Source organism: Verrucosispora sp. ts21 (assembly GCF_002879555.1).
GTDB classification, from domain to species: Bacteria; Actinomycetota; Actinomycetes; order Mycobacteriales; family Micromonosporaceae; genus Micromonospora; species Micromonospora gifhornensis.
Genome location: NZ_PNOZ01000026.1, coordinates 62,038 through 80,187, shown reverse-complemented (window position 1 = coordinate 80,187; position 18,150 = coordinate 62,038). Strand labels below are relative to the sequence as shown.

The following is an 18,150-nucleotide window of genomic DNA, read 5'->3' as shown; positions in this document are numbered from 1 at the left end:
GTGGAGGGGGGTTTGGGGGTGGTTGGGGTTGCTGGGTAGGCGGCTGGAATGGGGTGGGGGGCCTGGACTTGTTGTCGGGGCGGTGGCGTGGAGTATTGCGGCGGCAGGCGCTTACAGAACCCTTAACTCCGGCCTGCGAACGTGTGCCGGACAGTTGCGGATCACGGGGGAGTGCACGTGCGGGTGTTGGTGGCGGACGACGAGCGTTTGCTGGCGGACACGGTCGCCGAGGGGTTGCGCCAGTTCTCGATGGCGGTCGACGTCTGTTACGACGGCGGCGGTGCCCTGGAGCGGATCGGGGTGAACCGGTACGACGTCGCCGTGCTGGACCGGGACATGCCGGTACACACCGGTGACGAGGTGTGTCGCAGCCTCGCCGAATCCGGTGCCACCACGCGGGTGCTGCTGCTCACCGCAGCTGCCGGCATCCGGGACCGGGTGGAGGGGCTCGGTCTCGGTGCGGACGACTACCTGACCAAGCCGTTCGCCTTCGCCGAGTTGGTGGCGCGGGTGCAGGCGCTCGGGCGGCGCTCGGCACCGGCGGTGCCGCCGGTGTTGCGCCAGCACGGTGTGGCGCTGGACGTGGCCCGGCACACGGTGACCCGGGACGACCGCGAGGTCAGCCTGAGTCCGAAGGAGTTCGCCGTGTTGCACGTTCTCATGCGCGCCGAGGGGCGGGTGGTCAGCGCGGAGGAACTGCTGGAGCAGGCCTGGGACGAGTTCGCCGACCCGTTCACCAACGCCGTGCGGGTCACCGTGATGACGTTGCGTAAGAAGCTCGGCACGCCGCAGATCATCCACACCGTGCCGCGAGCCGGCTACCGGATCGGCGGTGCGGCAGCATGACGCCGCGTCGGCGGATCGTGCTGGTCGGCGCGGCCGCCCTGATCGCCGGGATCGCCATGCCCCTCGTGGTGAAGAGGGTGCTGAACCTGGTGTGGCTCTACGGCCAGCGGCTCTGCGACGCTGGGGTGCCGGGGGTGCGCACGGCGTGCGGGGCGGCCGGGAGCGTCGTCGGCCAGCTCAGCACGTTGACCGGCCTCGTGGTCCTGCTGATCGCGTTGATCGGGATCTGGGTCGCCGGGGCGTGGTGTCTGCGCCCGGTGAGTGATCTCGCCGGGCCGATCGCGCAGGTCGGGCCGCAGAACCTCGGCTACCGGATCCGGCCGCGCGGCAACGACGAGATGGCCCGGCTGGCCCGTGCCATCGACGAGATGATGGAACGCATCGCGGCCGGCTACGAGGGCCAGCGTCGGTTCGCCGCGAACGCCTCGCACGAACTGCGTACGCCGTTGGCGGTGCAGCGGACGCTGATCGAGGTCGGGATGGCCCGTTCGCTCACCGGCGAGCAACTCGAACTGTTGACCAGCCAACTGTTGGAGACCAACGAGCGCAACGAGCGGCTGATCGAGGGTCTGCTGGCGCTCAGCGAGAGCGACCAGGGTCTGCGGGCACGGCTTCCGCTGCGGCTGGACGAGATCGTCGGCACGGTGCTCGCCGGCTACCAGGAACGGGCCGAGGAGGCCGGGGTGACCGTGCAGAGCCACCTCGTACCCCGGGTGGTCATGGGTGAGCGGGTGTTGCTGGAACGCCTGGTCAGCAACCTGGTGGAGAACGCGATCAAGTACAACCGGCCGGGCGGGACGCTTACCGTCACGGTTGGCCGGGAACCGGCGCTGACAGTGGTCAACAGCGGTCAGGTGGTGCCGGCCGAGGCGGTGGCCGGGCTCTTCGAGCCGTTCCGCCGACTTGCTCGGGACCGTACGAATCACAGCGGCGGGGCGGGCCTCGGCCTGGCCATCGCCCGCTCGATCACCCAGGCGCACGACGGCCTGATCGCTGCCCGACCGGCCGAGTACGGCGGGCTCCGGGTCGACGTCCAGCTACCCAAGGCGCCCTGACCCGGTCCAGCCGACCGCGCACCGCACCCACCCCGACAGCACCGCACCCCACACCGACCGCCGAGCGCGGCGACTCGGCCTTCGGCGTGCCCGGAATCGGGCGCTGCCCGGCAGAGAGGAGCAACATCGTGACCACCCGAGAGCACACGGCACCGCCCACCAGCGCTGCCCCGGCTCCGACCGGGCCGGCCCACGACGAGCAGGCCGGGTCGGTGCCGGTCGGGAAGTCCGGGCCGGCGCACGGCGGGGCGGCCGGTGGGCGGCTGGCCTGGGCGGACGTCGCCAAGGGTGGCTGCATCGTCCTGGTCCTGCTCTGGCACGTGATCATGAAGGACTACCTGCAGATCGAGTGGCAGCTCGCGGTGCCGGTGCCCGGCGCCTGGGGTGCCTTCGGCGAGCTGTTGCTGCCGATGCGGATGCCCCTGTTCTTCACCATCTCCGGCATGTTCGCGGCCGCCGCCGTGCACCGGCCGTGGCGGGCGGTCGCCCGCTCCCGGGTCGCCAAGTTCCTCTACCTGTACGCCCTCTGGCTGCTGATCCACACCGCCGTGCTGGCCTTCGCCCCGGACTTCCCCACCGACCGGGCGAGCAGCGTGGGCCAACTGCTGGCCCAGCTCACCATCACCCCGTCCAACCTCTGGTACCTGTACGCGCTGGCGCTCTACTTCGTACTGGCCAAGGCGTTGCGTCGGGTCCACCCGGCGGTGCTGCTGGGCGCGGCGGGCACGCTCGCCGCCGTCGCAGCCACCGGGCTGCTGGACACCCCGGGCAACCGGGGTGGGCTCTACCAGAATCTGGTGTTCTTCCTCGCCGGTCTGCACCTGCGGCCGTACGTGCTGAGGTGGGCGCAGGCGGTCACCGGCCGACGGCTGCTGCTCGCGGCGGCGGCGTACGGCGTCGGGTCTGCGGTCCTGCTCGCCACCGACGTCGGCCGGCTGCCCGGCGTGGCGGTGCTGGTGTCCACCGTCGCGGTGCTGTTCGGCATCGCCGGGGCGGTACGCCTCAGCCGATGGCCGGTGGTCGCCGAACCGTTGGCGGCCCTCGGCCGGCACACACTTCCGATCTACGTGATCCACATGCCGGTGCTCGCCCTGCTGCACCTGCTGATCGCCGACCGGGTCGCCGGCCTGGACGACAGTGCCCGGCTGGCGCTGGCCTTCGGTTTCCCGTTGTCGCTCACCGTCGCCGTGCTGGCGCTGACTCTGGGCGTGCACCGCACCCTGCTCGCGGCCCACGCGTGGTGGCTGTTCGACCTGCCCAACCGCCGCGTCGACCTGCCCGCCCGGCGGACGGCCGCGTCGACGTGATCATCACCCGGCCTGCCACCCACCTGACCGGCGTTTCGCCGGCTGAACCAGAAGGAGACGACATGTCCCGCTCAGCTTCCCCGGAGGTCGACCCAGCCCGGGTCGACGTGGCGGAGGCCGCCCGTTGGCTCGACGGCCGGGTGCTGCGTACCCCGTTGTTGCGGTCCCCGGCGATCGACCGGCTGGCCGGCGTGCGGGTGCTGATGAAGGCGGAGAACCTGCAGCGTGGCGGCTCGTACAAGATGCGGGGCGGGCTGTTCGCGGTCGGCCGGCTCGCGGCGGCCGGGCACGGTGGGGTGGTCGCGCAGAGCACCGGTAACCATGCCGTCGCGGTGGCGCTGGCGGCGCGGCGACACGGCGTGGCCGCCACTGTGGTGCTTCCGGTCGACGCGCCCGCGACGAAGGTCGAGCGGGCCCGGGCGGCCGGTGCGCGGGTGGTGCTCGCCGGTACCGACGTCGCGCAGCGGCTGGCGGCGGCCCGGCAGATCAGCGACGAGACCGGCCACCCGATCGTCGACGCGTACGACCATCCGGACGTGGTCGCCGGGCAGGGCACCGCAAGCCTCGAACTGATCGAGGATGCCGAGCGGGCCGGCACTCCGCTGGACGCGCTGGTGCTGCCCGTCGGTGGGGGCGGCGGTGTGGCCGGCGCGTGCCTGGCCGCCGCCGGGCGGCCGATCGAGGTGTACGGCGTGGAACCGTACGGCTGCGATTCGCTGGCCCGCAGCCTGGACGCCGGTCGACCGGTCCCGGTCACGCCCGCACCGACGATCGCCGACGGTCTTCGGCCCTCCTGCGTGGGTGCGCTGCCGTTCGCCATCGTCCGGGACCGCCTGAGCGGGGTGATCCGGGTGGACGACGAGCAGATAGCCGAGGCGTTCCGGCTGCTCCTGCTGGAACTGAAGGTGCTGGCCGAGCCGTCGGGCGCGGCCGGCCTGGCCGGCGTACTCCGGCTGACCGGCAGCAACGCCGAGCAACTCGGCGGCCGGTACGCGAAGGGGGCAGACAGCGCCGGCGGGCCGACCGGTGGTAGGCGGCTGCACACGGTCGGTGTGGTGCTGACCGGCGGAAATGTGGAAGCGGACCTGGTCGCCCGACTGGCGACCCCGCATCGGATCGAGGAAGGGGCGGCAGCATGAGCGAGCGTCACAGCGGGGGAGTACGACGGGACGGCGGCAGGCCGCAGGTGATCGGGGTGCTGTTCGGCGGCCCGTCCGCGGAGCACGAGGTCTCCTGCGCCTCGGCGCTCGGCGTGGCGCGGGCGCTTGTCGGCGGCGGGTACCAGGTCGTGGCACTCGGCGTCACCCGTCAGGGCCGGCTGCGGCTCGTGCCCGAGGAGACACTGGCCGCCCACATCGACGGTACGGCGGCGGCACGGGCCATCGACGACCGGCTGTCGGTGACCGGCTCGGCCGTGGAGCTGCGGGCCGGCGAGCGGCCCGGCACCGCACTTGTCACCGGGGCGGAGTCGCCCGGTGAGGTGCACGCCGTACTCGACGTGGTCTTCCCGGTCCTGCACGGCCCGTACGGCGAGGACGGCGTGGTGCAGGGGCTGCTCGAATCGCTTGGCGTGCCGTACGTGGGATGCGGGATCCTCGCCTCCGCCGTCGGGATGGACAAGGTGGCGATGAAGCGGGCGCTGCGGGCCGAGGGAGTGCCGATCACCCCGCACGTCTGGTTCGACGAGCACACCTACCGCACCACCGAGGACGTGGAGAAGCTGGTGGTGGGGCTGCGCCGGCCACTGTTCGTCAAACCGGCGCGGATGGGTTCGTCGATCGGCATCTCCCGGGTGACCGAGGACGACGACCTGGCCGCGGCGGTGGAGGAGGCACTGCGGCACGACAACCTGGTGGTGGTGGAGCAGGGCGTCACCGGCCGCGAGTTGGAGTGCGGGGTGCTCGGCGGAACCCGTCCCGAGGCGTCCACCGTGGGCGAGGTGCGGGTCACCGGAGGCTGGTTCGACTACCAGCAGAAGTACTTCGGCGACGCCGATCCGATGGTGGTGCCGGCGGTGCTGCCCGACGAGGTGACCGAACGGATCCGGGACCTGTCGCTGCGGGCGTTCGCCGCGATCGGCGGCTGGGGGCTGGCCCGCGTCGACTTCCTCTACGACGAGACGACCGGCGAGTTGTACGTCAACGAGTTGAACACGATGCCCGGCTTCACCGCGCACTCGATGTACCCGAAGGTGTGGGCGGCTGCCGGGGTCGGCTACCAGGAGATCGTCGACCGGCTGGTCGCGCTCGCCGTCGAACGGCAGGCGAGCCGTCCCACCGGCGAGGAGGGCCAGGCGTGATCCTGCTCTGCGATCCCCGGGTGGCGGCGGTGCCCGGCGTCGACGACGGTGACCCCCTGGTCGACCTGCGGGACGTACCCGAACTGCGGCTCGACGGCCGGGCCGCCGATCCCGCCGGGGCGTACGCCCGGTTGCGCCAAGGAATGGTGGACCGTCTGCTGGCCGCGCAGCGCACCCTGCCCGACGGCCTGCGCCTGCTGGTCATCGAGGGATACCGGCCGTACGAGGCGCAGCTGAACATCTTCACCGCCTACCGGGACGAGTTGCGCCGCAACCATCCGGACTGGTCGCCGCAGCGGCTGTACGAGGAGACCACCAAGTTCGTCTCCCCGGTGGAGGTGGCCCCGCACAGCACCGGTGGGGCGGTGGACCTGACCCTGTGCACCGCCGACGGGTCCGAGGTGGACATGGGCACCCCCGTGGACGCCACCCCCGAGGCGAGCGGAAACGCCTGCTTCACGGCCGCCACGTCGATCGACGCGCCGGCCCGCCGGTACCGGCGGATCATGGGTGCCGCGCTGGCCTGCGCGGGACTTGTCAACTACCCCACCGAGTGGTGGCACTGGTCGTACGGCGACCGGTACTGGGCACTGATGACCGGGGCACCGCACACCCGCTACGGCCCGCTGTGAAGGTGCGGGACGACGTCATCCTGTGCGGGCACGGTGTCGGAGAGTCGATGTGAAGGATTGTTTCCGATCCACCTGAACCCGACAGCGCTCCCACGCCGTACCAGCCTCCGAACGCAGATGCCGAGGTACGGGAGGCGACAGGTGAAGGTGCAGCGCAAGCACATGCTGGCGGCGGGGGTGGCGGTGGTGGCCGCCGGGGCCTTGGCGGTGAGCACCGGGCTCGGCTTCGCCGACAGCACGCCTACCGCCCAGAGCGTCTGCCCCGGCTCGATCACCTTCTCGGCCGAAGGGGGTGCCCCGGCCGCCACCAGCAACCAGTTCCCGGTCGGGACCCGGCTGCGGGTGACAAACCTGGACAACGCCAGGACGGCGGAGGTGACAGTGGTCGGGCCGTCGGGCAGTTGCGTGCTGCTCAACGCCGCCGCGATGGAGCTGGTCCGCGAACCGGGAAAGAACGTCATCCGGCGCAACGTGGTCGAACGGCTGGGCGGTGTCGCCGTACCGCCCAGGCAGCCGGACCAGGTCGCCGACCGGCCCGGCGTCGCGTCACCGCCCGCGGTCCGCCCGGTCGACGGGTCGGCCTGCCAGGGCGCGATCACCTTCTTCGAGGAGACCGCCGCCCCGGCCGCCACCAGCGACCGCTTCCCGGTCGGCACCCGGCTGCGGGTGACAAACCTGGACAACAACCGGTCGACCACTGTGACGGTGACCGGGCCGTCGGGCAGTTGCGTGCTGCTCAACTCCGCCGCCATGGAACAGATCCGGGAACCCGGCAAGAACCTGGTCCGCAACAACACAGTCGAGCTGCTGCGCTGAGACCGGGCCGGGTGGCTGTCGCGCGGTGCGGACGCGGCAGTCACCCGGCCGTCCAGGGTCACCCGAAGGCGGCGTCGAGGATCTCCATCGCACGGGACAGCTCGTCGTCGGCGATGACCAGCGGGGGCAGGAAACGCAGCACGTTGCCGTACGTGCCGCAGGTGAGGGTGAGCAGGCCGGCGGCGTGGCAGGCCGCCGAGACCGCCGCCGTGGCGGCCGGGTCGGGAGTGAGGGTGCCCGGCTGCACGATCTCCACGGCGAGCATCGCGCCGCGACCGCGTACCTCGGCGATCGCCGGATCCCGTTCGGCGATCGCCCGCAGCCGGGCACCCAGTACGGCCTCGATCCGCCGGGCCGCACCGGCCAGGTCCAGCTCGTGCATGGTGTCGATCGAGGCGAGCGCGGCGGCGCAGGCGATCGGGTTGCCCCCGTAGGTGCCACCGAGCCCGCCGACGTGCACCGCGTCCATCAGCTCCGCCCGGCCGGTCACCGCGGCCAGCGGCAGCCCACCTGCGATGCCCTTGGCCAGGGTGATCAGATCCGGTTCGACGCCCTCGTGCTGGCAGGCGAACCAGTCGCCGGTGCGGCAGAAGCCGGTCTGGATCTCGTCGGCGATGAAGACCACCCCGGCCGCCGTCGCCCACTCGCGCAGCGCCGGCAGAAAACCCGCCGCCGGTACGACGAAACCGCCCTCGCCCTGGATCGGTTCGATCAGCAGCGCCGCCACGTTCTCCGCACCGACCTGCTTCTCCACCAACTCGATCGCCCGGGCCGCAGCGGTGGCACCGTCCAGGCCACCGTCGCGCAGCGGGTACGACATCGGCACCCGGTAGATCTCCCCGGCGAACGGCCCGAACCGGTGCTTGTACGGCATGTTCTTCGCGGTCAACGCCATGGTCAGGTTGGTCCTGCCGTGGTACGCGTGGTCGAAGACCACCACCGCCGGCCGACCGGTGGCGTGCCGGGCGATCTTGACAGCGTTCTCCACCGCCTCGGCACCGGAGTTGAACAACGCCGAGCGCTTCTCGAAGCCGCCCGGAGTCAGCTCGTTGAGCTGCTCGCAGACCGCCACGTACGACTCGTACGGCGCGACCATGAAGCAGGTGTGGGTGAAGCGTTCGACCTGGGCGCGTACCGCCTCGACCACCTTCGGGGCGGAGTTGCCCACGTTGGTGACGGCGATGCCGGCGGCGAAGTCGATCCACTGGCGGCCCTCGACGTCGGTGAGGGTGCCGCCCGAGGCGGTGTCGACATAGGAGGAAATGACGCTGCCGACACCCCGCGCGACGGCCGAACTCCGCCGCTTGTGCAGCTCCGCTGAAGAGGTCATGAGGGCTGTGCCTTCTTTCGTTTGCGACTGCGGGGCTCGCAACCCCGGCTCACTCCTCGCGCTCACCTAGCCCTCGATGTTGTGCATGACGTGCTTGATCCGGGTGTAGTCCTCCAGGCTGTAGATCGAGAGGTCCTTGCCGTGCCCGGAGTGCTTGAAGCCGCCGTGCGGCATCTCGGAGATGAACGGGATGTGGGTGTTCACCCAGACGCAGCCGAAGTCGAGCCGACGGGTCATCCGCATGGCGCGGCCGTGGTCGCGGGTCCAGACCGAGGCGGACAGGCCGTAGTCGACGCCGTTGGCCCAGCGCACCGCCTCGTCCTCGTCGGAGAAGCGCTGCACGGTGATGACCGGGCCGAAGACCTCCTGCTGAATGATCTCGTCGGCCTGCTGCAGGCCGGAGACGACGGTCGGGGCGTAGAAGTAGCCGCGCTCGCCCACCTGCGCACCGCCGGTCTGCAGGTTCGCGTGGTCGGGCAGCCGGTCCACGAAGCCGCGTACCCGGGCCAGTTGGTTGGCGTTGTTCAGCGGGCCGTAGAGCACGTCCTCCTCGTCCGGCAGGCCGGTCCTGGTGTTGCGGGCCTGCTCGGTGAGGGCAGCGACGAAGTCCTCGTGGACGCCGGGCGCGGTCAGCACCCGGGTGGCGGCGGTGCAGTCCTGGCCGGCGTTGAAGTAGCCGCCCATCGCGATGGCCTCGGCCGCCGCCGCGATGTCGGCGTCGTCGAAGATCACCACCGGGGCCTTGCCGCCCAGTTCCAGGTGGGTGCGCTTGAGGTCGGGTGCGGCGGCGGCAGCGACCTCCATGCCGGCCCGGGTGGAGCCGGTGATCGACACCAGCTGCGGGGTGGGGTGCGCGACCAGGGCACGACCGGTGTCCCGGTCACCGCAGACCACGTTGAACACGCCCGGCGGCAGGACCTCGGCGGCGATCTCGGCCAGCAGCAGCGTCGACACCGGCGTGGTGTCCGACGGCTTGAGCACCACCGTGTTGCCGGCGGCGAGGGCGGGCGCGATCTTCCAGACCGCCATCATCAGCGGGTAGTTCCACGGGGTGACCTGGGCGCAGACGCCGATCGGCTCGCGCCGCACGTACGAGGTGTGCCCGGCCATGTACTCACCCGCTGAACGGCCCTCCAGCAGCCGGGCGGCACCGGCGAAGAAGCGGAACTCGTCCACCGCGGGCGGCAACTCCTCGTCGGCGGTGAGCTGGCGGGGCTTGCCGGTGTTGCGAACCTCGGCGTCGACCAGGTCGGCGGCCCGGGCCTCGACCGCGTCGGCGAGCTTGAGCAGGGCCTTCTGCCGCTCCGCCGGAGTGCTGTCCCGCCAACTGTCGAAGGCGGTGGCGGCGGCCCGCATCGCCGCGTCGACATCGGCGGCCCCGGAGACCGGGGCCTGGGCGAAGACCTCCCCGGTGCAGGGGTCGATCAGGTCGGCGTAGCCACCGTCGACCGGCTCGACGTACTCGCCGTTGACGAAGTTGCGCAGCTTCTGCTGGTCACTCATGACAGGATCACTCCGAAGGGTCCGGGGGCGCGCTGCGGCGGTTATCGCAACCTTCGTGCCATCTTCGCTACTGAATTCGCGGCAGACAAGGGTCTGGGCGACCGTATCCGTCGGCCTGGCTCTGGATTAGGCTGCGGAACGTGGAGCTCACACCGTTCTTCGTCGCCGGTCGACCCAGCCACGGCACCGACGAGGTGACCGTCCACCATCCGTACGACGGGCGTCCGGTGGGGCGTACCAGCCTCGCCACCGCCGACCAAGTCGAGGCGGCCGTGGCGGCGGCGGCCGAGGTGGCGGCGACGGCTGCCGCACTGCCCGCGCACGCCCGCGCGGCGGCCCTCGACCACGTCTCGCGCCGGCTCGCCGAACGGGCCGAGGAGGTCGCCGCCCTGATCACCGCCGAGAACGGCAAGCCGGTCAAGTGGGCCCGCGCCGAGGTGGGCCGAGCGGTGTCGACCTTCCGGTGGGCGGCCGAGGAGGCCCGGCGCTACTCCGGTGAGCTGCAACGACTCGACACCGACCCGGCGGCCACCGGCCGCATCGCCCTGGTCCGACGGGTGCCGAAGGGGCCGGTGCTGGGCATCACCCCGTTCAACTTCCCGCTCAACCTGGTGGCCCACAAGGTCGCCCCGGCACTGGCGGTCGGCGCACCCATCGTCGTGAAGCCGGCCCCGGCCACCCCCCTCTCGGCGCTGCTGCTCGGCGAGATCCTGGCCGAGACCGACCTGCCCGCAGGCATGTTCTCGGTGTTGCCGCTGCCCAACGACCGCGCCGCCGAACTCGTCACCGACCCTCGCCTGCCGGTCGTCTCGTTCACCGGCTCCGGGCCGGTCGGCGCGAGCATCCGCCGATCCGTACCGGACAAGCACGTGACGCTGGAACTGGGCGGCAACGCGGCGGCCCTGATCTGCGAAGACTGGTCCGCCGACGAGGACCTCACCTTCGCGGCGCAGCGGATCGCCACCTTCTCCAACTACCAGGCCGGCCAGTCCTGCATCGCGGTGCAGCGGGTGTACGTGCACGAGTGGCTCTACGACGGGTTCCTGCCCCGCCTGGTCGCGGCCGTACGGGAGTTGCGTACCGGCGACCCGACCGATCCGCTGACCGACGTCGGTCCGTTGGTCTCCGTCGACGCCGCCCGCCGCGTGGAGGCCTGGGTGGACGAGGCGGTGGCGGCGGGCGCCACCATCGAGACCGGCGGCCAGCGGGACGGTGCGACCTACCCGCCGACCGTCCTCAGTGGAGTACCTGCTGGCGCGAAGGTGTGCACCGAGGAGGTGTTCGGCCCGGTGCTCGTCGTGGACCGGGTCGAGAGCGACGCCGCCGGGTTCGCCGCCGTCAACGACTCGGCGTACGGGCTCCAGGCCGGTGTCTTCACCCACCGCCTCGACGTCGCCTTCGCCGCGGCCCGCACCCTGGAGGTCGGCGGGGTGATCGTCGGCGACGTGCCGTCGTACCGCGCCGACCAGATGCCGTACGGCGGGGTGAAGGGCAGCGGCGTAGGACGGGAAGGACTGCGCAGCGCCATGGACGATTACACCGACACCCGGGTCACCGTCCTCACCGGCCTAGCGCTGTAAGGAAGGGCACCTTATTAACGCCTGCGGTAGAGGAAGGGCCCCCTATTAACACCGGGATGGCTCACCAACTGCCGTCGTCGCGTACCCGAGCCGGGGCGCGGCCGAGCAGCAGGGTGACGAGAGCCTCGTCGATGTCCGCGCCGAGGAACCACTCGCCGGCCTGATCCAGCGCGAAGATCCGGCCGTGCTCGTCGACGGCGACGATGCTGTGCTGGTTCTCCGTACCGATGGGGAACAGCCGTGCCCCGATCACCGCCGCGAAGTCGGCAAGCGTGTCAGCGGTGTGCGCGACCTGCCGAGGCCGAATGTCGAACCGGGAGATCCACACCTCTTTTCCCGGGCCGAGCCTGGCCCCGACCAGGCTCGGAAATGCGGTCAGAGTCCGCAGAGCGGCTGGAGTGACGGCGTGTTCATGGATCTTGCCACGCACCGCTCGGACATCTCGGATGGCTGACGTCGCCACCACCTCGTCACCGAAATGTGGGCGCCAGCCGGCGGCGACGAGTGCGTTCGTCACATCGGTCGGGAAGCGACCCGGCTCGGGATCGGGTGCGGGCTCGGGATGCCACGGCGAGGTCCAGCCGCGCTCGGACCAGGGCAGGACGTTGAAGCGGACGAGGAAGTTGATGCAGGTGTCGCAGGGGCGTTCGACCCGCCCACCCGCCGGATCGCCCTCTTCCCGGACGAGGTAGCAGTCGAATCGCGCCGCGCTGAGCAGTGCCTCCGCGTCGCCGGCCTCCATCGGGGCGATGCCTTCGGCGGTGCGGCGGTGGTCGTACTCGTGCAGGACGTCGGAGACGACGATCAGTTCGGCGTGCCGGTCGCCGCCACGAACCAGGTGCCCGGCGGGTAGCCCGTCGAGGTACGCGCGGACCAGCGGATGATGGTTGAGCTCGACGTCGCCCTTCGCGCCGTGCGCGGTGAAGATGCGGCCCTCGATGGTCAGGTGTGCCGCAGTGGTCGGCGTGGGTAGCCGACGGATCTCCCGCAGCAGTTGGCCGGCCGGATCCACGGTGCGGGGGACCGGCGGGCCGGTGGGGCGACCGCGGCGGAAGAGTTGCTCGACCACCTCGGGCGGCACCCGCGGCCAGGTGGTCACCTCGCCGGTCTCCTTGTCGACCACTGTGGTCGGCAGGTCACCCGGCAGTGATCTGACCCCAGTGGACACCGTAGAGGTGATGACGTACCCGAGGTCGAACTCCGTGACCATGGGACGGCACTCGTGACCCAGGCGCTGTGAGTCGCGGCGGGCCCATACTGCCGCGATCTGCTCGGCCTGCTCGCGGTCAATCACACCGCGAACCTACCGGACAACGCGAACTCGTGGCAGCCGGTATGGTGCGGCTTACCGACGGTTACGAGAGGGATGGCGTTGACCGACAGCGTGAACCGTGATGCCAATCGTGCTCTCCGGGCCCGCTTCGACGAGGTGTACGGGCAGTATCAGCAGCTGCGGTCCGGTTTGGACGAACTGCAGGCCAGGCTCGCCGAGCTGCGGGTGACGCAGCGATCCGACGACGGCCAGGTGACCGCGACCGTCGGCGCCCAGGGCGAGCTGATCGCGGTGGACCTGAATCCCTCGATCTACCGTGACCACGACGCCAAGGCGTTGAGCGCGAAGATCACCGCCACGGTACGGCGGGCCGCCGCAGCCGCGACGACTGCCACCCAGGACCTCGTGAGCACCTACCTGCCGGCCCGGTCCGGCGCCGCCGACTTCCTGCGTACCGGTGACTTCGGCACCCTGCTCGGCCGGGCCGACACCGTGCTGCGACGGAGCGAGTGATGGCCGGACAGCTCTGGCTCGACCCGGCCCGGGCCCGTCGCGGCGGCGCGGACCTGACCCGCGCGGGCGAGGCGGTGACCGGTCGGCACGCCGAGGCCGGTGCCGCGATAACGGCGGCCAGCAACCGGCGGCCCTGGGGCCGCGACGACATCGGCGCGGCGTTCGAGCGGCAGTACCGGGGCTACGAGGAGATGGCACTGCGGGTCTGGGCGGGTGTCGGACGCCGACTGGCCGACCTCGGCGCGGACGTGGTCCGCTCCGTCGAGACCAACCAACAGACCGACGCGGCCAGCGGCGCCCGCTTCGACCGCATCTCCGACCCGCGCTCGCGGCGCTGATCCGGGCCGGGATCCGCGATGACGCTGTTGCCGAGCCCGATTCCGCACCCACTCGACTATTCGCCGTGGGACCTGCCGGGCTGGATCTACGAGGCGCTCGACTGGGTGATCGGCGTCGAATGGCCGGAAGGCGACGAGCGCGCCGTCTGGGATCTGGCCGACCAGTGGTACGCGGCTGCCGCATCCCTCGCCGGCCCTCAGGCGGATGCGAGCACCGCCGCCGCCGAGGTGCACCAGGGCTACGGCGGCGTCGGTGCGGTCGCGACCGCGTTCGGCGGGGCATGGCGGCGGGTGGCCGATGGCGAGGAGGCCCCGCTGCCGGTGCTGCTCGCGGTCAGCCACGAGCTGGGTCGGGTGGTGGAGGAGTGCGGGTGCGACATCGAGGGTGCCAAGCTCGAAGTCTGGATCGAGCTGGGCATCCTGGTCATCGAGTTGTTGGCGTTGGCGGTGGCGGCCGTGCTCACCGCCGGGGCCGCCTCGCCGGCCGCCGCCGGGGTCATCGCCGCCACCCGCTTCCTCGTCCAGCAGATATTCCGGCGTCTGCTCGCCCAGCTGGCTCGAAAGTCGCTGAAGCAGGGTCTCAAGGAAGTCGGCGAACGCGCGGCGAAGCAGGTGACCGCCACGGGTGCGCGTGGGCTCGGCCGGCACGCCGCCCGAGAAGGGCTGACGGAGGCGGCCCAGGAGACCGGGGTCAACCTGGCCACCCAGGTTTATCAGCAGAACACCGGCCGTCGGCACGAGTTGGACGTGACCGACCTGAGCACGAACGCGATCGGCGGCCTGGCCGGCGGGGCAGCGGCCTCACTGGCCGGTCTCGGGCGGCACGCCACCGGTGGGGGTGCCCGGATGGCCGAACACCTGGGCCGGGAGATGACCGGCGAGGTGATCGCCGACCAAGCCGCGAGCCTGGCCACCGGCCAGGGGTTGACGTCGCTGGAGGACGCCGCCCGGGCGGCTGCTTCGGGTGTCCGCGGCTCGGCCACCGGCCAGGCTGACCGGGCGTTGCAGGCCCGGCTCGACGGCCAACTGGCTGCCCTGTCCGGCCCGACGCTCCCGACGGTGCTGCCCGGGCCGGCCGTCCCGGTGCCTTCCGTCCCGGTGCCTTCCGCCCCGGAGCTGACGCTTCCGCTCGCCGGCGGAGCATCGAGCCAGCCAGCGCCCCTCACGGAGTCGGCGCAAAGCGTGGCGATTCCGGCTCAACGAATCTCGGCCGAGCCACCTGCCGTCGGGCTGATAGGCGAGCCACCTGCCGTCGGGCAGTTTGATTCGACGTCGCTTGCTGCCGGGCCTGCGCTGCCCCTGTCGACAGCCGAAGGCGGCTTGGGACAGCAGCCGTCTCATGCCGGCGGGCCGGTGAGTCTCGCTGGCCCCGGCCTGAACGAAGCGTCGCAGGCCCTGCCGGGTTCGGCCCTGACTACTGAGACGGCCCCGACTCCGGGCTCGGCTTCGACCACTGAGCCGGGCTCGACTCCGGAACCGGCCCAGCCGGGCCGTGAGGTCCCGGCGAGTGCTCAGTCAAGCGTTGCTGCCGTAAGCCCAGCTTCGACGGCCGGACTGGTCGACGTCTCAGGGCCGGCGTTGTCCACGGTCGCGCCACCGTCGGTCGTGCCAGGTGTCGCTACCGGCCCGGACATGACGGCGGCGGGCGGAGGAGTGGTTAACGGTCCGGCACATCCGAGCGGTCCGGCCCATGCGCCGAACCCGGTAGCCGCGGTCGGCATCAGCGGGTCGTCGACTGCGACGGGCTCCGCAGCAGCAGGGCCGGTGATGGACCGGGTGCCGGGCGCGCCGACGACGACGCGGCCGGAGGCAGGTTCTCCCAGCAGCGCACCGGCGCGGCCGGAGTCTCCGCCCGCGCCTCACCGCTCCGCACTTGTCGAAGCACTCGTTCCGAATACGTCTGCGGTGAACTCTCCAGGGCGGGTCACCCCACCCACCGCGCCGCCGACACCCCCCGATCCCGACGCCAGTCGGGCCGCCGAGTACGACGCCCTCGAACGGCGTCGTTACCAGGGCTACTACGAGTCACAGCGAGTCCACCATGAGGAAGCCCGGCGATCACGTGAGATTTCCCGACTGAGGATTCAGGCGGATGAGCACTACCAGCGCGCGAGCGACTATGCCGCATATGCGCGCCAACTCCACCGGGCGGGCCATCGCGATGCGTCAGCCAACTGGCAGCAGGCGGCGAATGCTGAGACCCGTGCGTACGGGCGGTGTCTGGATCTGGCCGACGCGGTGGCGTCGGGTGCCGTCGTGCCCGACGTGGTTGCCGTCGACCGGCCGGAGGACTTCCACCGGATCAACGACGACGTCGGTGATCTCGCTGTCGGCGCGATCGACACCGGCGATCGTTCCGCCCTGACCGGCGACGACCATCCGCCGCCGATCGACAGGTCCCGCCGGTACGGCCAGCCGGGCGGGCTGCGTCCACCACTGGCTCTGCACCAACGTGACGTGGAACAGCAACTGCCCCGCGACGAGGCGGGCAACGTGGTGCGGACCGCCGATCCTCGGGCCGGGGACTGGTTCGGGCTGATGAACGACGGTGGGCCGCGGGCGGACCCGACCCGAGGGATCAACTGCCTGGACTGCACCCTGTCGCTCTACGACACCTGGGTGCACGGGCGTCCCCGGGTCGCCGCGCCACGCACCTTCGACGCGTACCAGGCCGGTGACGTGACCCGGCCGCTCAACGGCGAGCAGGACGGCACCGGGCGGGTCGAGGATGTCACAGGTGGCCGCTTCCAGCGGCTCTGCGACGGCACCGCCCGTACGCCTGCGGAACTGCAACGGGCACTGGACACCGGCTACCGCAACCTGCGCGACCAGTTGGTGCTCGGTGGGCACGGCAGTTTCGCCTTCGTCGTCAACCATCTGGAGCGGGGTGGTGCGCACATCTGGGTGGCGTTGAACCAGAACGGCACGGTGCTCTACGTCGACCCGCAGGTCGGGCTGGTCAGCGATCAACCGCTGTACCGGTACCACGGGGCGGCGCACCCGTTCAACGCGGTCGACGCGGACGTGCTGGTGCTCGACGGCGGCGCCCGGCCCATGCCGCTGGCCGGGTTGCGTCGGGGCATCTACAGCCAGCGACCGGATCTGCCCCGATATCCGCCGGCGGAGGAGTTCGAGGGGTACGGCGACCCGTACCTCAACCGGGTGCACCTGCTCGGCGAATCCGGCTGACCGTCACCACCGGGCCGAGGGAGGCAGGCGACCGTCCGGCACGGGTGAGGTCGTCACGCCGGTGTGGTCCGCGACCGTCGACGGCGTGGCGGGTCGCACATCCGGGGTGGTCGATGACGAGCCGAGTGTGGGCGCCGGTAGTAGCCTGACCGGCGGTTCCCCCGTCGGGGGAGGAACGGTGGGAGCTCATGTCGGTAGGTCGCCGCGCGGCGCGGCTCGCGACGGTCTGCGTGTTCCTCGGCGGGCTGGTGACGCTCGGTGCCGCACCGGCGCACGCCGACGAGGACCGGGTGCGCGTCCGGTCGGCCGGCAGCTTCACCGCGGGCCGGGCCGCCCAGGACGTCCGGCTGGAGGTACGCAAACGTACCGACGGCTGTGTACGGGTGCGGGGCGCGCTGGGGCTGAGTCTGCCCGGCGTACGACCCGAGCAGGTCGCCGTCCAGGCGGAGGTCGACCGCCGATGGGTGTCCGTGCCGGTCTCCGGCGTCGACGGGCTGGTGACCACCCCGCCGGTCGCCCCGGCCAGGGACGAACTCTGCAAGCGCAAGGGCACGGTGATCCGTTTCCGGGTGGCGTTCGGCGCCGAGGCTCCCGGGGGCCGGCTGGTCGTGACGGGCGAGGCGGTCACGGCGCGCGGTGTCCTGCTGGGGCGTGCCGTCGCGGAGTCCCGGGTGAACGGTGGCCGTGTCGCCCCGTCGCCGTCCCGCTCGCCGTCTCCCAGCCCCACTCTGGACGAGGTGGTCGAGACGCCGCCCGCGCCCACCGCGACTGTGGCGTTGGCGGTGGACAGCCCGGGGGAGGTGAGCCAGGCAGCCAACCAGTCCGGCGGCATCTCGTCGGTGATGTACGTCGGCATCGCCATGGTCGCGGCCGGTGCCCTGCTCATCGGGCTGCTGGTGTTCCGCTCACGCCGGGATCGGCGGCAGCGTGGCGAGCAGGTCGACGTCCCGCTGCCGGGTAATCCGGGCGGCACCACCTACCGTTCCACCAGGTCTTCGGTGCCGACGCAGGCCGGTCCGCAGGTGCTGCCGCCGCCCGGTCCGCAGGCGGTGCCGCCGCCAGCACCCGGCCAGGTGTACGGGACGGGTCGACCGCCCACGCCCCGCGTTTACGGCGGCGGTACGCCGACGGCCCGGCCCACCGGCGGCCTGTACGGTGCGCGGCCGACCGGTGCCGGCGACCAGAGCCCGGCCGCCCCGGCCGAGACCGCTCCCGCCAGCTCCGCGACCGCACCGCCGGTGTCCAGCCCTGCGGCGGTACCGCCGGTGTCCGGCTCTGCGACCGTGCCGCCGGTGTCCGGCTCCGCGGCCGTGCCGCCGGTGTCCGCGCCGCCGGTGCAGGGCGGGTCGCCGGGGTGGCAGGACCCGCCGCCGCCCGCCGCGGCAGGCGACGATCCCAGGTACGGGGGCGGGCTGCCCGGCTGAGCCGGGGTGGGGGCCGTGCCTCCGATACGCTCAGCTTTGTTGACG

Annotated in this window: 15 protein-coding genes; 12 read left to right on the top strand and 3 right to left on the bottom strand. The window is 71.9% G+C overall.

Annotation, left to right across the window (positions count from 1 at the left end; genetic code table 11):
* Positions 1–177: 177 nt before the first annotated feature.
* The 7 genes from C1A38_RS13935 (at position 178) to C1A38_RS13910 (ending at position 6,955) form a co-directional block, all read left to right on the top strand.
* Positions 178–846, top strand: coding sequence for a response regulator transcription factor (locus C1A38_RS13935; protein ID WP_102658255.1), 669 nt, complete (start codon positions 178–180; stop codon positions 844–846).
* Complete coding sequence (locus C1A38_RS13930) at positions 843–1,901, top strand: HAMP domain-containing sensor histidine kinase (protein WP_102658246.1); 1,059 nt, start codon at positions 843–845, stop codon at positions 1,899–1,901. Before C1A38_RS13935 ends, C1A38_RS13930 begins: the two co-directional genes overlap by 4 nt.
* A gap of 128 nt (positions 1,902–2,029) precedes the next feature.
* Complete coding sequence (locus tag C1A38_RS31780; RefSeq protein ID WP_233196812.1) at positions 2,030–3,208, top strand: acyltransferase family protein; 1,179 nt, start codon at positions 2,030–2,032, stop codon at positions 3,206–3,208.
* A 62-nt stretch (positions 3,209–3,270) separates the two neighbouring features.
* Positions 3,271–4,347, top strand: coding sequence for a threonine ammonia-lyase (locus C1A38_RS31775; RefSeq protein ID WP_233196811.1), 1,077 nt, complete (start codon positions 3,271–3,273; stop codon positions 4,345–4,347).
* On the top strand, positions 4,344–5,507 hold the full coding sequence (locus tag C1A38_RS13920) for a D-alanine--D-alanine ligase family protein (RefSeq protein ID WP_102658245.1): 1,164 nt from the start codon (positions 4,344–4,346) through the stop codon (positions 5,505–5,507). The genes C1A38_RS31775 and C1A38_RS13920 overlap by 4 nt, the downstream gene beginning before the upstream one ends.
* Positions 5,504–6,139 (top strand): M15 family metallopeptidase, encoded by a 636-nt coding sequence (locus C1A38_RS13915; RefSeq protein ID WP_102658244.1) that lies wholly within the window; start codon positions 5,504–5,506, stop codon positions 6,137–6,139. Before C1A38_RS13920 ends, C1A38_RS13915 begins: the two co-directional genes overlap by 4 nt.
* 141 nt (positions 6,140–6,280) lie before the next feature.
* The gene (locus tag C1A38_RS13910; RefSeq protein WP_102658243.1) at positions 6,281–6,955 is read left to right on the top strand and encodes an RlpA-like double-psi beta-barrel domain-containing protein; all 675 of its coding nucleotides are present in this window, start codon (positions 6,281–6,283) and stop codon (positions 6,953–6,955) included.
* 58 nt (positions 6,956–7,013) lie between these two features.
* Here the strand turns inward: C1A38_RS13910 and gabT are convergent, their stop codons facing one another.
* Together gabT and C1A38_RS13900 are read right to left on the bottom strand one after the other, a co-directional pair.
* Positions 7,014–8,285, bottom strand: a complete 1,272-nt coding sequence (gene gabT, locus C1A38_RS13905) for a 4-aminobutyrate--2-oxoglutarate transaminase (RefSeq protein WP_102658242.1) — start codon at positions 8,283–8,285, stop codon at positions 7,014–7,016.
* A 66-nt stretch (positions 8,286–8,351) separates the two neighbouring features.
* Entirely contained in the window at positions 8,352–9,788 is a 1,437-nt protein-coding gene (locus C1A38_RS13900) for a gamma-aminobutyraldehyde dehydrogenase (RefSeq protein ID WP_102658241.1), read from the bottom strand.
* 140 nt (positions 9,789–9,928) lie between these two features.
* Here C1A38_RS13900 and C1A38_RS13895 point away from each other — a divergent pair, with 140 nt between their 5' ends.
* The gene (locus C1A38_RS13895) at positions 9,929–11,368 is read left to right on the top strand and encodes an aldehyde dehydrogenase family protein (RefSeq protein ID WP_102658240.1); all 1,440 of its coding nucleotides are present in this window, start codon (positions 9,929–9,931) and stop codon (positions 11,366–11,368) included.
* 61 nt (positions 11,369–11,429) lie between these two features.
* On the opposite strand, the gene C1A38_RS13890 is transcribed toward C1A38_RS13895, so the two are convergent.
* On the bottom strand, positions 11,430–12,662 hold the full coding sequence (locus C1A38_RS13890) for an SUKH-3 domain-containing protein (protein ID WP_102658239.1): 1,233 nt from the start codon (positions 12,660–12,662) through the stop codon (positions 11,430–11,432).
* Positions 12,663–12,734: 72 nt separating this feature from the next.
* On the opposite strand from C1A38_RS13890, the gene C1A38_RS13885 reads away from it, so the two are divergent.
* The 4 genes from C1A38_RS13885 to C1A38_RS13870 all read left to right on the top strand — a co-directional run bounded on the left by C1A38_RS13885 (position 12,735) and on the right by C1A38_RS13870 (position 18,105).
* Complete coding sequence (locus C1A38_RS13885; RefSeq protein ID WP_199180202.1) at positions 12,735–13,154, top strand: YbaB/EbfC family nucleoid-associated protein; 420 nt, start codon at positions 12,735–12,737, stop codon at positions 13,152–13,154.
* On the top strand, positions 13,154–13,492 hold the full coding sequence (locus C1A38_RS13880) for a hypothetical protein (protein ID WP_199180201.1): 339 nt from the start codon (positions 13,154–13,156) through the stop codon (positions 13,490–13,492). The genes C1A38_RS13885 and C1A38_RS13880 overlap by 1 nt, the downstream gene beginning before the upstream one ends.
* Before the next feature lie 18 nt (positions 13,493–13,510).
* Positions 13,511–16,681 (top strand): toxin glutamine deamidase domain-containing protein, encoded by a 3,171-nt coding sequence (locus C1A38_RS13875; RefSeq protein WP_102658237.1) that lies wholly within the window; start codon positions 13,511–13,513, stop codon positions 16,679–16,681.
* A 188-nt stretch (positions 16,682–16,869) separates the two neighbouring features.
* Complete coding sequence (locus tag C1A38_RS13870) at positions 16,870–18,105, top strand: hypothetical protein (protein WP_146017545.1); 1,236 nt, start codon at positions 16,870–16,872, stop codon at positions 18,103–18,105.
* Positions 18,106–18,150: the final 45 nt, after the last annotated feature.

Bases quoted from the DNA above. Each gene is read 5' to 3' on its own strand.
- C1A38_RS13875 (WP_102658237.1), top strand. From the start codon at position 13,511: ATGACGCTGTTGCCGAGCCCGATTCCGCACCCACTCGACTATTCGCCG.
- C1A38_RS13870 (WP_146017545.1), top strand. From the start codon at position 16,870: ATGTCGGTAGGTCGCCGCGCGGCGCGGCTCGCGACGGTCTGCGTGTTC.
- C1A38_RS13930 (WP_102658246.1), top strand. From the start codon at position 843: ATGACGCCGCGTCGGCGGATCGTGCTGGTCGGCGCGGCCGCCCTGATC.
- gabT (WP_102658242.1), bottom strand. From the start codon at position 8,285: ATGACCTCTTCAGCGGAGCTGCACAAGCGGCGGAGTTCGGCCGTCGCG.
- C1A38_RS13885 (WP_199180202.1), top strand. From the start codon at position 12,735: ATGGCGTTGACCGACAGCGTGAACCGTGATGCCAATCGTGCTCTCCGG.
- C1A38_RS13920 (WP_102658245.1), top strand. From the start codon at position 4,344: ATGAGCGAGCGTCACAGCGGGGGAGTACGACGGGACGGCGGCAGGCCG.
- C1A38_RS13880 (WP_199180201.1), top strand. From the start codon at position 13,154: ATGGCCGGACAGCTCTGGCTCGACCCGGCCCGGGCCCGTCGCGGCGGC.
- C1A38_RS13900 (WP_102658241.1), bottom strand. From the start codon at position 9,788: ATGAGTGACCAGCAGAAGCTGCGCAACTTCGTCAACGGCGAGTACGTC.
- C1A38_RS31775 (WP_233196811.1), top strand. From the start codon at position 3,271: ATGTCCCGCTCAGCTTCCCCGGAGGTCGACCCAGCCCGGGTCGACGTG.